Raw genomic sequence first — 13284 nt, forward strand, 5'->3', positions numbered from 1 at the left:
CCGCGACCCGGAGGACCCGTTGAGCACTCCCGCGAACCCCGTCACCCCCGCCACCGCCCCGACCCCGCGCCGCCGCGCCCGCCGTCTGCCGGGCATCCTCGCGCTGCTGACCGCCCTGGTCGCCACGCTGCTCGTCGGACCGTCCGTGGTGACTCCGAGGCTGACCGACTCCGCGTCGGCGGCGGTCTACGGCTCCTGCACGATGTCCCGCTGCGCGGACGCCCGTACCGCCCGCTCCGGCTGGTCGGCCAAGGGATTCCCGACCAGCCGGGGCTGGTACAGCTGGAGCGGCGGCCTGTCGAACTTCGCCGGCGGCCAGTTCTACAACTACGAGGGGCAGCTGCCCGCCGGTGCCACCTACTACGAGTACGACGTCTACCCGCGGGTCTCCGGCGCGGCGCGCGACGCGTACCGCATCGTGGTGAACAAGAGCAGCGGGGCGACCTGGTTCTCTCCCGACCACTACGCGAACTTCTACCGGATCTGACCGAGGACCACCCGGGGCGGGCCGGTCCGCCGGCCCGCCCCGTCGAGCAGGAGGATGCACCATGACCGGACAGCGCCAGCCGGGCTGGCTACGGGTGACCGACGAGGCCCGGCCGTCGGGGCATCCGACGCCGTCGGTCACCGTGGCCGGGGCGGCGGCCCGTACCCGCCCCGCGCTGTTCGACGCGCTCGCCGACGTGCTCGACCTGCCCGGCTACTTCGGTCGTACCTGGGATGCGCTCGCCGACGTGCTGGCCGACCGGCTCGACGCCGGACCGCTCACCCTGGAGGTGACCGACGCCGGCCTGCTGCTGGCCGACGAGCCGCCCGGTCAGCTCGGGACGCTGCTCGACGTGGTCGGCGGGGTGTCGGCCGGTGCCCGGGAGCCGGTCTGCCTGCTGCTGCGTGACACCCCGCAGCGACTGCCCGAGCTGCGGCACCGGCTGCACGCCGTCCTCGGTGGCGGCGGGGTGGCCGTCCCACCCGGCGGCGCGGTGCGCTGAGCGTCCGTGCCGCCACCCGGCCCGCCGTCGCGTCCACCCGTCGTCGCGGCCCCGCCCCCGGCCCGGCGTCACCGGTCCACCGTCGCGACGGGGCGGGGTCAGTTGGGCTGGTCGAGGATTGCGCTGAACCGCTCCTCGGCCAGGTCGAGCTGGGCGAAGATGTGCCGTTTCACCGGTGCCGACAGCGGGGTGTCCGGCCTGGCGATCAGCTCCCGGTAGACCGGCACCAGCGGCCGGTACTTCGCCGCCGAGCGGGCCACCTTCGGTCCGACGGCGTAGACCACGCCCACCCCGTTGTCGGTGAAGTCGGAGATCTTGATGACCCGGGCCCAGGGTTCCCGGTCCAGGCTGGCCGCCACGTGCTCGCGGTACTGCACGTGCGGGTCCCGCTCCGGGTCGTACACCGGGTTGGTGACCGCGGCGACCAGCCGGGCCACCCGGTCGCCGAACCGGCCGGCCAGCGCGGCCAGCGCCGCCGCCGTCGGGTCGGCCGCGCCCGCGCCGGCCAGTTCGCCCGGGTGGTCCTCCACCGCGTCGTGCAGCAGTCCGGCGACGATCACGTCGGGGTCGCGCACCTGGTAGTGGTGCATCATCCGGATCGCCACCCGCAGCAGGTGGTTGAGGTACGGCTCGCGGGACCGCCGGTCGTCGCGGTGCAGCTCGGCGGCCAGGTCGAGGGCTTCGACCAGCCGCTCCCGGTCGGCCGTGGCGAAGGCCGGCAACTCCAGCCGGAACCGGGCCAGCAGGCCCGGTTCGCCGTGCAGCTCGGTGATCGCGTGCATCGGCATGGTGGCGAGGTACGGCGGGAACTCCATCGCCTACTTATAGCCGATCTTCACTGTCGGTCCGACCCCGTCGTCGGGCATGTGACGGCCTCATTGCCGGCCGGAAAGGTGCTTGACCAGGCGAACTGTCGTCCCGTCGGGGCCGCCGTCGAGCTGTGCCTCGTCCATCAAGCGGGTCATGATCAGTCGTCCCCGGCCCCGGTCGCGTCCCTGCGACGGGCCCGCGCGCCAGCCGCCGGCGTCGTGGATCTCGACCTCCAGCCGCCCGGCGCGCAGCCGGGCCGACACGGTGACGCTCGTCCCGGGCGCGAACCGGCAGCCGTGCTCGATGGCGTTGGCGCACGCCTCCCCGACGGCGATCAGCACCACCTCCACGTCGGCCTCGTCGACCCCGGCCCCGGTGAGCCACGCCCGCAGCGCCTCGCGGGCGGGGGAGAGCTGGGCCGGATCGGCGGCCAGTGTCGTCCGGAACGCCGACGGCGCGCCGTCGGCGGTGATACCGGCCGACGCTGCCGGGTCGACGTGCGGTGCCGGGCCGGCCGCCGGATCGGGCCGGTCCGCCCCGACGTCGCGTCCACCGGCCACCCGGGTCCACCTCCCGCTGATCATCGTCGTCCGGGGTCGGCAGCCCGACCGTACCCGGGCCATTCTCCCTGTCCCGGCCCGCCGCCGGGCACCGCCCCTGGGCGCAACGCCCGGCGGCGGGGCTAGGAGGCCAGCCGCTCGCCGGGGCCGGGCACGACGAGCCCGGTGTCGGACTGGTTGATCTCCGACCAGACGGCGTCGAGGGAGAGGCCGAGGACGTCGGCGAGCACCGCGATGGTCGGGAACGCGGGGGTGGCCACCCGGCCGGACTCGATCTTCCGCAGGGTCTCCGGTGACAGCCCGGCGGCCAGCGCGGTGCCGAGCATCGACCGTTGTCCCCGGGCGCGACGCAGCAGGGCGCCGAGGCGTCGCCCGCGGGCGACCTCTGCGGGGGTGAGCGGCAGCCTGACCATGGCTGCGATTCTAGTACCGGGATAACATGGCCGGGATAATTATTGGTGGTCCACGGAAGGCGCCGCATGATCGAGATCCTGAGCCCCACCGACGTGCGGCGCGCACGGGACACCGGCGCGCTGGTCGCCGAGATCCTCCAGACACTCAGGAGCCGCAGCGTGGTCGGCACCAACCTGCTGGAGATCGACGCCTGGGCGCAGCGCATGATCGTCGACGCCGGGGCGACGTCCTGCTACGTCGACTATGCGCCGTCCTTCGGCCGCGGACCCTTCGGCCACTACATCTGCACCTCGGTCAACGACGCGGTGTTGCACGGGCTGCCGTACGACTACCACCTCGCCGACGGCGACCTGCTCTCCCTCGACCTCGCCGTCTCCCTCGGCGGGGTGGTCGCCGACTCGGCGATCAGCTTCCTGGTGGGCGACATCCGCCCCCCGGAGAGCGTCGCGCTGATCGACGCCACCGAGCGGGCGCTGCGCGCCGGGATCGCCGCCGCCGGCCCCGGCGCACGCGTCGGTGACCTCTCGCACGCCATCGGCACGGTCCTGCACGCGGCGGGATACCCGGTCAACACCGAGTTCGGCGGACACGGCGTCGGGTCGACCATGCACCAGGACCCGCACGTGTCGAACTCCGGCCGGCCCGGTCGCGGCTACCGGCTGCGTCCCGGGCTGCTGCTGGCCCTGGAACCCTGGATCATGGCCGACACCGCCACCCTCGTCACCGACGCCGACGGCTGGACGCTGCGCAGCGCCACCGGCTGCCGCACGGCGCACAGCGAACACACCATCGCCATCACCCCCGAGGGCGCGGAGGTGCTCACCCTGCCGAGGTGACCCCGGTCGGACCGCGCCGACGGACGGCGCGGCCCGACGCAGGCTGCTCACAACGGCAGTCGGCCGGCCCCGACGAACGGCCCCACCACCAGCGGCACCAGCGGCGCGGGCACCGGCTGCGCCGCGCGCAGGGTCGGCGTCCACCCGGCGTCGCCGCCCAGGTCCGGGTCGTGGGTCACGTTGTACGCGGCCACCAGGTCGACCGGACGGGGCAGCGCGCCGTGCGCGTCCACCCAGTTGCCCCGGGTGGTGACGGCGGTGCCACCCCAGTCGTAGAGCAGGTTGCCGGGGGCGATGCCGGCACCGAGGGTGAAGAAGTTGTTCTCCACGTACGCGGCGGACTGCACGCCCACCCCGATCGCGTACACGAAGTCGTCGCCGGCCAGCCGGTACCAGTTGTTGTAGACGTCGACCTGACCGAAGCGGACCCGGGGCAGCCGCTGGAGCACCCGGTCGAACAGGTTGTGGTGCAGCGTCACCTTCAACCTGCCGACGTCCGGCCCGACGGTGTTGGACGAGCCGATCAGCATCAGCTTGTCCCGCCCGGAGAACCGGTTGTACGAGGCGGTCACCAGGCTGGCCGTGTGGGTGACGTCCAACGACCCGTCGTGCACCTGGTAGGGCCGGCCGAAGTACACCGGCTGGGCGCTGTCCGGGTTGTCGCCGTCGGTGAAGGTGTTGTGGTCGACCCAGACGTGCTCGCTGCGGCGTACCGAGATCTGGTCGTACTGGGAGTTCCAGTTGCCGGTCGCGCCGTCGGTGGGGGACCAGGCCGGGAAGCAGTCCCGGGCGTCGTCGAAGGTCAGGTTGCGGACGATCACGTTGCTCGCCCCGTCGATCATCAGGGTCAGCCCGGTGAGGACCGCCCCGCGCCGCCCCACGATGGTGGTGTTGGGGCCGACGTTGATCTGCGTCTGCCGGGTCTGGTTGGCCACCGACCGCACCCGGGCCGCCTCCAACGCCCCGGTCGGCGGCACCATCCCCCACACCGCCGGGTCGTACGCGGCCAGGTAGGCGGGCAGGCTGTACTCCGGGTCGGCCAGGTCGGCGCAGCCGAGCAGGTGACCGTCGTCGGCGGCGAACCCGTCGACGGTGCCGTCGACGACGATCACCTTCGGGGTGGCGTTGCTCTTGTTGGTGGCGTTGTCGCCGCCCAGCGCCCGGACCAGGTCGGCCCGGCTGCGCACCAGGTGGACCTGATCCGGGGCGGCCGTCGCGCCGCCGGTGGTGCCGGGGCCCTCGGCCGCCCAGCCGTCGCCGGCCGGCAGGGTCTGCCTGGCGATCCGTTCGACCGCCCGGGGTGGCCCGTCGGGTGGCGCGGCGGACGCGGCGGTCCCCGAACTCAGCAGGAGGGTGAGGGCGACCAGGGCCGCCCCGGTGGTGCGTGGACGCATGGGACTCTCCCGAAGGGTGGTGGTGGGTGGCGGGTCAGTCGTCCTGGGCCGCCAGGGGGATACGCGCCGGCGGCACCGCCCACGGCACCGCCAGTTCCGACAGCAGCGCCCCCTGCCCGGCGGCCCGGCGCAGCGCCGCGTTGATCCCGGGCACCGTCACCACCCGTTCCGGCCCGCTGCCGGTGACCGTGACCAGGTCACCGTCGAGCAGGGTCGGCTCGGGGGCGCGTTGCACCTGTTCCAGCACGGCGGTGAACGGCGCGGTGCGGGCCAGCGGGGCGATCAGCGGGGTGCCGGTCGGGTCGGCGCGGTGGGCGAGCAGGTTCTCCAGCAGCCCCCGCCGCCCCGGCACCTGCCGGGGGTGCGGGTCGCCGGGCAGCAGCAGCCGGTCGGTGGGGTACTCCAGCACCGCCCGCCCGGCGGTGCCGGTCACGATCACCTCACCGGCGACGAAGTCCTCCCCGGCCAGGGTCACCGCCGCCACGATCGGCGGCCCGTCCGGGGTGACGATGCGCAGGGTGGCGGTGTCGTCCACCTCGATCGGCCGGACCCGGTAGCGCTCCAGCTCGATGCGGGACGGCCGGACCGGCCCGCCGGTCACCGTCTGGGCGACCGCCAGGCACTGCATCACCGCGTGCGCCAGCGGATTGGCCAGCGCCCCGTCGAGCACCGGCCGGCCGTGCAGGCTGCGCCGGCCGGCCCACGGCGAGCGGGCGTAGTAGCCGTCGGGACGTTGCCAGCAGGCGACCGTGCCGATGCCGGTGACGGTGCCCAGCCGGCCCTGCCCGAGGGCGGCCGACAGCTGCGCCAGCGCCATCGAGCCGAGCGCCTGGAAGCCGACCTGGCAGGCCCGGCCGGTCGCGGCCAGCTCCCCGGCCAGCGTGCGGTGTTCGGCGGTGGACAGCACCGGCGGCTTCTCCAGCAGCAGGTCCGCGTCGGCGGCGAGCACGTCCAGGGCGATCGGCAGGTGGGTGTGCGGCGGGGTGCAGACGATCACCACGTCGGGGCGGGCGGCGGTGAGCATCTCCCGGTGGTCGGTGTGCACCGTGGTTCCGGGCGGCACCGGCGCGGCCGGCTCGTCCTCGATCGGCCGCACGTCCACCAGCGCCACCAGCCGCAGCCGTCCCGCCGCGTGCAGCGGGGCGACACTGCGCCGGTGCCAGCGGCCGTGGCCGTTCGCGCCGACGATCGCCACCCGGGGCACGGCCGTGGCGTCGGGCCCGGCCGGGCTGGCCGACGGGGCCCCGGTCGGGGTGGCCGGCATGCCCCGGGCGGCGGCGGGCCCGTCGACGGCGGCCGGCGGCACCGGGGCGGTCACGCCGCACCGGCCAGGACCGCCGCCACCGGGTGGGTACGCAACGCGCCCAACCAACCGGCGACGTCGGCGCGGAACCCGTCGTCGTCGGCGAGCACGGCCGGGAAGACCTCGGACAGGGCGAACACCGCCCCGACCGTGCCGGCGGGGGTGCCGTCGGCGGCGGCGAGCGCGGCGGTGATCCGCCCGGCCAGCGGGTCGTCCAGCGGCAGCACCGTGCCGTCGTCGGCCCGCCCGTCGAGGAACCGCAGCCAGGCTGCCACGACCAGCGCCGACCAGTACGCCGGCCGGCCCTGCGCGCGCAGGTCGGCGGCGGTGTGCAGGACCCGCTGCGGCAGCTTCTGCGAGCCGTCCATGGCCACCTGGAGGGTGCGGTGCCGGATCGCCGGGTTGGCGAACCGGGCCAGCACCTCGTCGCCGTAGTCGGTGACCCGTACCCCCTCGGGTGGGGTGAAGCTTTCGGCCACGTCGTCGGCGACGAACCGGCGCAGCACGTCGGTCAGGCCGGGCAGCGCCAGCGCGTCCGCGATCGTCTCGTGGCCGGCCACCGCCCCCAGGTAGGCCACCGCCGAGTGGACGCCGTTGAGGCCGCGCAGCTTCAGCCGCTCCCACGGGCCGGCGTCGGTGGTGAGCACCGCGCCGGCCTGCTCCCACCGGGGCCGGCCGCCGGGGAAGTCGTCCTCGACGACCCACTTCAGGTACGGCTCGGCGGCCACCGCCGCCAGGTCGGTGACCCCCAGCGCGGCGCGGGCCACCGCCAGCGTCGCGTCGGTGCTGGCCGGAACGATCCGGTCCACCATCGTGCCGGGGAAGCTGACCTGCCCGGCGAGGGCGTCCTGGACGGCGTCCGGGACCCCGGCCAGGGCGAGTGACTGCTGCACCAGGCCGCGCAGCCGACGCCCGTTGGACGGCAGGTTGTCGCAGCTGACCAGCGCGATCGGCCCCGCCTGGGCGGTGGCGCGGGCGAGCAGACCACGGACCAGCAGACCGGGCACGGTGACCGGGGGCCGGTCGGTGGTCAGGTCGAGGGTCAGCTCGTCGTCGGCGCGCAACACGCCGGAGACCGGGTCGAGCCGGTACGCCTTCTCGGTCACCGTCAGCGTCACCACCCGGATCGCCGGGTCGGCGAGCAACGCGACCACCGCCGCCGGGTCGCTGGCGGCGTGCCGGACCCCGGCCAGCGCGCCGACCACCCGGGTGGCCGACCGGTCGGCGGCCAGCGTGGTGACGCTGAACAGGGCGTCCTGCGCGGCGAGCGCCTCGACCAGCGTGGTGCTGCGCGGGGCGACGCCGACGATGCCCCAGTCACCGCCGGCCGCGTCGATCGCCGCCTCGGTGCAGACCGCCTGGTGGGCCCGGTGGAACGCGCCGAGTCCCAGGTGGACGATGCCGGCCGGCACGGTGCCCGGCCGGACCAGCGGTCGGCTCTGCTCGGGCAGCCGGTGCAGGGTGGCCAGGCCCAGCCGGTCGGTGTCCACGGTCACCGCCACACCGGGCCGTCCGGGAAGCGGAACCGCGCGACCGACTCGGGGCGCATGGTGGCGCTGTAGCCGGGGGCGGTGGGCAGCAGGTACCGGCCGCCCCGGGTGCGGACCGGGTCGACGAAGTGCTCGTGCAGGTGGTCGACGTACTCGACCATCCGTCCGTCCAGGCTGGTGCCGACCCGCAGGTAGTCGAAGATCGCCAGGTGCTGTACGTACTCGCAGAGGCCGACACCGCCGGCGTGCGGGCAGACCGGCACCCCGAACTTCGCCGCCAGCAGGATCTCGGCCAGCACCTCGTTGACCCCGGCGACCCGGCAGGCGTCGATCTGCATCACGCCGATCGCCTCGGCCTGGAGCAGCTGCTTGAAGATCACCCGGTTGGCGGCCACCTCGCCGGTGGCGACCCGGCACCGGCCGTCGGTCAGCCCGGTCACCGCGCGGGCGATCCGGGCGTGGCCGAGGATGTCGTCGGCGTGCGTCGGCTCCTCGATCCAGTACGGGTCGACCTCGGCCAGCGCGGTCATGTTGGTGATCGCCTCGTCGACGTCCCAGACCTGGTTGGCGTCCATCATCAGCAGCGCGTCCGGGCCGATCTCGGCCCGGATGATCCTTGCCCGGCGCAGGTCGTCGGCGGGCGGGCCGCCGACCTTCATCTTCATCGCCCGCCACCCCTGGGCGTACGCCTCGCGGGTCAGCGCCCGCACCTTGTCGTCCGGATACCCCAGCCACCCCACCGACGTGGTGTACGACGGGAAACCGTCCTGCTCCAGCACGGCGAGCCGGTCCGCCGCCCCGACCAGCCCCTTGTCGAGCAGAGTGGCCGCCTCGTCGGGGGTGAGCGCGTCGGTGATGTGGTGGAAGTCGATGTTGGCGACCAGCTCGTCGGTGGACAGCTCGGCGAGGTAGCGCCACATCGGCTTGCCGGCGAGCTTGGCCCGTAGGTCCCAGACCGCGTTGACCAGCGCGCCGGCGGCCATGTGGATGACCCCCTTCTCCGGCCCCAGCCAGCGCAGCTGCACGTCGGCGGTGAGCGACCGCCAGAACGCCACCGGTTCGGCGGCGATCTCGGCGACGGTGCGTCCCCGGACGTGGTGGGCGAGGGCCTCGATCGCCGCGCAGGTGATCTCGTTGCCCCGGCCGTTGGTGAAGGTGAACCCGGCGCCCGTCGGCCCGTCGTCGGTGCGCAGCTCGACGTAGCTGGCCGAGTAGTCACCCCGGTTGATCGCGTCGGAGCCGTCGCCGGCCGCCGCCGTCGGGAACCGGACGTCGTGCACGTCGACGTCGGTGATCCTGGTGCTCATGCGGACTCCCCGAACTTGAAGACCTTCTTGGGCAACCGGTACGCCAGGTCGACGACCGTCTCGGCGGCCTCGTCCTCGCTCAGCCGGTGCTCGGCGACGAGGCGGGCCAGGAAACCGGCGTCGATCCGGCGGGCCACGTCGTGGCGGACCGGGATGGAGCAGAACGCGCGGGTGTCGTCGACGAACCCGGCGGTGTTGTAGAACCCGGCGGACTCGGTGACCGCCTCCCGGAACCGGCGCAGCACCTCCGGGGAGTCCAGGAACCACCAGGGTGCGCCGAGGTAGAGCGCGGCGTAGCCGCCGGCCAGCGGGGCCAGTTCCCGGGTGAACGTGTACTCGTCGAGGGTGTAGAGCACCACCCGCAGGCGGGGGTCGTTGCCGTACGCGTCGAGCAGCGGGGCCAGCGCGTGCACGTACTCGGTGGCGTGCGGGACGTCCCCGCCGACGTCGCGGCCGTGGGTGGCGTACAGCTTGCGGTTGTGGTTGCGCACCGCGCCGGGGTGCAGTTGCAGCACCAGCCCGTCGTCGAGGGACATCCGGGCGAACTCCACCAGCATGTGCGCCCGGAACGCCTCGGCGTCGGCGGCGTCGGCCAGGCCGCGCCGGCCCCGGTCGTAGAGCCGCGCGGCCTCGTCGGCGTCGAGCATGAGCGTCCGGGCGGTGGGGTGGCCGTGGTCGGAGGAGGTCGCGCCGGCCGCGACGAACGCCGCCCGACGGGCCCGCAGCGCGTCCAGGTAGCCGGCGTACGTGCCGGTGTCGACGCCGGCCACCTCGCCGAGCCGGGCCACGTTGTCGGCCCAGCCGTCGAACTCCATGTCCACGACGTTGTCGGGGCGGAACGTGGTGACCACCCGGCCGCCCGGACCGCCCCAGCCGTCGGCGGCGAGCTTGGCATGCGCGGCGAGGTCGTCCAGCGGGGACTCGGTGGTGGCGAGCACCTCGATGCGGAACCGGGTGAACAGCGCCCGGGGCCGGAACTGCGGCTCGGCGAGCCGGGCGGCCAGCGCGTCGTAGACGGTGTCGGCGGTGGCCGGGCTGAGCGCGGTGTCCACCCCGAACACGTCGGTGAAGGTGCGTTCCAGCCACAGCCGCGACGGGGTGCCCCGGAACAGGTGCCAGTGGTCGGCGAAGCGCCGCCAGATGGTCCGGCCGTCGGTCTCCACCGGGCTGCCGTCGACGCTGGGCACCCCCAGCTCGGCCGGCGGCACCCCCTGGCTGAGCAGCATCCGGGTGAGGTAGTGGTCGGGCACGATCAGCAGCCGGGCCGGGTCCGGGAAGGGGCGGTCCTCGGCCAGCAGCGCCGGGTCGACGTGCCCGTGCGGCGAGATGATCGGCTGCGGGCCGGCGAGGGCGTACAGCTCGCGGGCGATGGCCCGGACGCCCGGGTCGGTCGGCAGGAGCAGGTCGGGAGAGGTCGGCACGTCGGGGGACTCCTCGGGTGCGGGCGGAGGGTCGGCGGTTCGGGGGGCGGGGCCGGCCCGGTCAGGGCAGGGTGAGCAGGTCGGCGACGCGGACCGGTGCGCCGGTGTCGAAGGAGCGGTTGGCGGCCAGCCCGGTGAGCAGGGCCAGCGCCCCGTCGCGGGCGGTGGCGGCCCGGCCCAGCGGGTCCGGCTCGCCGCCGAAGATCACCCGGGTCATCCGGACGTCCGCGCCGCCGTGGCCCTGCCGGGTGTAGCCCTCGACCGGGATCCGGGTGGGCGGGGCCCAGAACGGGCGCAGGGTGAGGGTGGCCTCGCCGTTCTCGGCGGCGGCCTCGTCGCCGTGCAGGGCGGCGCCCTTGAGCGCCCCGGCGGCGGCCGGGCTGACGAAGTCGCTCTCGGTGACCTCCAGTTCGAGCCGGCCCCGGCTGCCGTTGACCATCACCCGGTAGCCCTCCCAGGGGGCGTACGCGGTGAGGTGGTAGGTCATCGTCGCGCCGGTGGAGTAGCGGGCCAGCACCGCCATGTCGTCCTCGATGCTCACCCCGGGGGCGAAGACGTTCTGGTCGCGGTGGTAGCCGTCCTCGGCCTCGGCGTCGAGGTACAGCTCCCGCAGCCGGGGGTGTTCGGCCATCCGTAGGGCGAACGGGTCGTCGTCGGCGGCGGGGGAGTCGTGCGCCCGGTCGTAGTCGCGGGCGTAGCCGTGCCGGCGGCCCGCGTCGCCGTAGAAGAACAGCCGGCCGGCGGCGTACACCTCGACGGGGGTGGCGTCGAGCCACCAGTTGACCAGGTCGAAGTGGTGGCTGGCCTTGTGCACCATCAGCCCGCCGGAGCTGGCCTTGTCCCGGTGCCAGCGGCGGAAGTAGTCCGCGCCGTGCCGTACGTCGAGCAGCCACTCGAAGTGCACCGAGCCGATCTCGCCGACCGCGCCGTCGGCGAGCAGCCTTCTGACCTGCTCGTGCAGCGGGTTGTAGCGGTAGTTGAAGGCGACGGTGACCTGCCGGCCGGTCTCGGCGACCGCGTCGAGGATGCGCCGGCAGCGGGCCGCGTCGACGGTCATCGGTTTCTCGGTGACCACGTCGCAACCGGCGCGCAGGGCCGCCACGATGTACTCGTCGTGGGTGACGTCCACGCTGGTCACCAGCACCACGTCGACGCGTTCCTTGGCGAGCATGGCGGTGAAGTCGGCGGCCGGGTACGTCGGCACGGCCGGCTGGCCCAGCTCGGTCAGCCACCGGTTGTGGGCGTCCATCCGGGTCTGGTTGACGTCGGCGAAGGCGACCAGCTCGGCGGTGTCGGCGTGCGCGGTGACCAGGGCCCGGACGAACATCTCCGCCCGCGCCCCGGTGCCGACGAGGGCGTGCCGTCGACGCGGCGTGGCTGGTGGTGACATCCGTGGACCTCCCGTGGCTGCAAAGGTTTGCAGTGAAGAAACCACGCCGATGAAGAGCACGTCAACGATCGATGCCAATCCCGTGGCATAGATACCGTTTCATGCGCTTAAGGGGGCATGGCAGGAGCCCTCCTGCAATCGACCTGTAACAAACTCCCGTTGACAGTGGAGCAACCGTTTGCATTAATTGGCGACACCCACGTGACCCCGACCACACCATCGACGAGAGGGCCGCCCGTGCCAGCCACCATCCGCGACGTCGCGCGGGCCTCGGGCGTGCACATCTCCACGGTGTCCCGCACCTTCTCGGCGCCGCACCTGGTCAACCCGGAGACCCGGGGCCGGGTGCTGGCCTGCGCCGAGGACCTCGGCTACCGGCCCAACCGGGCCGCCCGCGCCCTGATCACCGGCCGCACCCACAACATCGGTCTGATCATCGCGGACATCGCCAACCCGTTCTTCCCGCCGCTGATCAAGGCGGCCGAGGGGCAGGCCCGGCACCGCGACTACCACGTCTTCGTGGCCGACACCAACGAGGACCCGGCCGCCGAGGAGGAGTTGGTCCACGCGCTGGCCAAGCAGGTCGACGGGGTGCTGCTGTGCAGCCCCCGGATGAGCAACGGCCTGATCGAGCAGGTCAGCCGGGAGGTGCCGGTGGTGGTGATAAACCGGCAGGTCACCGGCCTGCCCTGCGTGATGATGGACGTCGGCCAGGGGGCGCGCACGGCGATCGAGCACCTGCTCGGCCTCGGCCACCGGCGGCTCGCCCTGCTCGGCGGGCCGCGCGGCTCCTGGACCAACCAGCAGATGCGCCGGGCGGCCGGTGCCGCCGCCCGCTCCGGCGGGGCCGAGCTGACCGTGCTCGGGCCCAACCCGCCCACCGAGACCGGCGGCGGCGCACTGGCCGCCCAGGTACGCGACAGCGGCGTCACCGCCGTGCTCGCCTACAACGACCTGATGGCGATCGGGTTGATCGAGGGGCTCGACCACCTCGGCATCCGGGTGCCGCAGGACGTCAGCGTGGTCGGCGTCGACGACATCACGCTGAGCCGACTCACCCGCCCCAAGTTGACGACGGTGGCCACGCCAACCGCGGCCGCCGGCCGGACGGCCGTCGACATGCTGCTGCAACACGACTCCGACCCGCGCCCGCGCGGCGCGGGTCGGGCAGCGGCCGTCGGCGACCGTCGTACCACCGCACAGGTAATGCTCCAGACCGAACTGGTCATTCGCGACTCGACCGGACCCGTACCCGGTCGATCCCGTCCCGGATCCGTTCCGGATGGCCCGGGCCCGCATCGCCTTGCGGACCCGGGCGGCCCGACCGTGACCACCGGTGGCGTCGTCGCCTCCTAGCCCGAGGAGTGAGC

13 protein-coding genes are annotated in these 13284 nt (G+C 74.1%); 4 read left to right on the forward strand and 9 right to left on the reverse strand.

The genetic code is table 11. From position 1 onward, the window contains the following. Positions 1-85 precede the first annotated feature (85 nt). Complete coding sequence (locus ACN267_RS07025) at positions 86-487, forward strand: ribonuclease domain-containing protein (protein ID WP_308447890.1); 402 nt, start codon at positions 86-88, stop codon at positions 485-487. Positions 488-548: 61 nt separating this feature from the next. After that, positions 549-989, forward strand: a complete 441-nt coding sequence (locus ACN267_RS07030) for a barstar family protein (protein ID WP_204960544.1) — start codon at positions 549-551, stop codon at positions 987-989. A gap of 98 nt (positions 990-1087) precedes the next feature. Here ACN267_RS07030 and ACN267_RS07035 read toward each other — a convergent pair whose 3' ends face one another. The 3 genes from ACN267_RS07035 to ACN267_RS07045 form a co-directional block, all read right to left on the reverse strand. Beyond that, positions 1088-1804, reverse strand: a complete 717-nt coding sequence (locus ACN267_RS07035) for an HD domain-containing protein (RefSeq protein WP_204960545.1) — start codon at positions 1802-1804, stop codon at positions 1088-1090. Positions 1805-1864: 60 nt separating this feature from the next. After that, positions 1865-2359, reverse strand: a complete 495-nt coding sequence (locus ACN267_RS07040; RefSeq protein ID WP_281897014.1) for an ATP-binding protein — start codon at positions 2357-2359, stop codon at positions 1865-1867. Between the two features lie 122 nt (positions 2360-2481). Further along, positions 2482-2772: a helix-turn-helix domain-containing protein gene (locus tag ACN267_RS07045; protein ID WP_204960547.1), complete on the reverse strand. Its 291-nt coding sequence runs from the start codon at positions 2770-2772 to the stop codon at positions 2482-2484. A 66-nt stretch (positions 2773-2838) separates the two neighbouring features. On the opposite strand from ACN267_RS07045, the gene map reads away from it, so the two are divergent. Further along, positions 2839-3609 (forward strand): type I methionyl aminopeptidase, encoded by a 771-nt coding sequence (gene map, locus ACN267_RS07050; protein ID WP_281897016.1) that lies wholly within the window; start codon positions 2839-2841, stop codon positions 3607-3609. A 47-nt stretch (positions 3610-3656) separates the two neighbouring features. Here the strand turns inward: map and ACN267_RS07055 are convergent, their stop codons facing one another. From ACN267_RS07055 to ACN267_RS07080, 6 genes are all read right to left on the reverse strand, one after another. Beyond that, a complete protein-coding gene (locus ACN267_RS07055; RefSeq protein ID WP_421488227.1) occupies positions 3657-5003 on the reverse strand; it encodes a pectate lyase family protein in 1347 nt (448 codons plus the stop codon). A gap of 34 nt (positions 5004-5037) precedes the next feature. Further along, entirely contained in the window at positions 5038-6321 is a 1284-nt protein-coding gene (locus ACN267_RS07060) for a Gfo/Idh/MocA family protein (RefSeq protein ID WP_421488228.1), read from the reverse strand. Next, positions 6318-7808, reverse strand: a complete 1491-nt coding sequence (locus ACN267_RS07065; RefSeq protein WP_421488229.1) for a mannitol dehydrogenase family protein — start codon at positions 7806-7808, stop codon at positions 6318-6320. The genes ACN267_RS07060 and ACN267_RS07065 overlap by 4 nt, the downstream gene beginning before the upstream one ends. Next, complete coding sequence (locus tag ACN267_RS07070; protein ID WP_281897027.1) at positions 7799-9103, reverse strand: enolase C-terminal domain-like protein; 1305 nt, start codon at positions 9101-9103, stop codon at positions 7799-7801. The genes ACN267_RS07065 and ACN267_RS07070 overlap by 10 nt, the downstream gene beginning before the upstream one ends. After that, positions 9100-10524, reverse strand: a complete 1425-nt coding sequence (gene uxaC / locus ACN267_RS07075; protein WP_281897028.1) for a glucuronate isomerase — start codon at positions 10522-10524, stop codon at positions 9100-9102. Before uxaC ends, ACN267_RS07070 begins: the two co-directional genes overlap by 4 nt. Positions 10525-10585: 61 nt before the next feature. Beyond that, positions 10586-11914 (reverse strand): Gfo/Idh/MocA family protein, encoded by a 1329-nt coding sequence (locus tag ACN267_RS07080; protein WP_421488230.1) that lies wholly within the window; start codon positions 11912-11914, stop codon positions 10586-10588. 237 nt (positions 11915-12151) lie between these two features. Here ACN267_RS07080 and ACN267_RS07085 point away from each other — a divergent pair, with 237 nt between their 5' ends. After that, on the forward strand, positions 12152-13270 hold the full coding sequence (locus tag ACN267_RS07085) for a LacI family DNA-binding transcriptional regulator (RefSeq protein WP_204960554.1): 1119 nt from the start codon (positions 12152-12154) through the stop codon (positions 13268-13270). Positions 13271-13284 lie beyond the last annotated feature (14 nt).

It is taken from the genome of Micromonospora sp. WMMD734, from assembly GCF_049178975.1.
Classification (GTDB): Bacteria; Actinomycetota; Actinomycetes; order Mycobacteriales; family Micromonosporaceae; genus Micromonospora; species Micromonospora wenchangensis.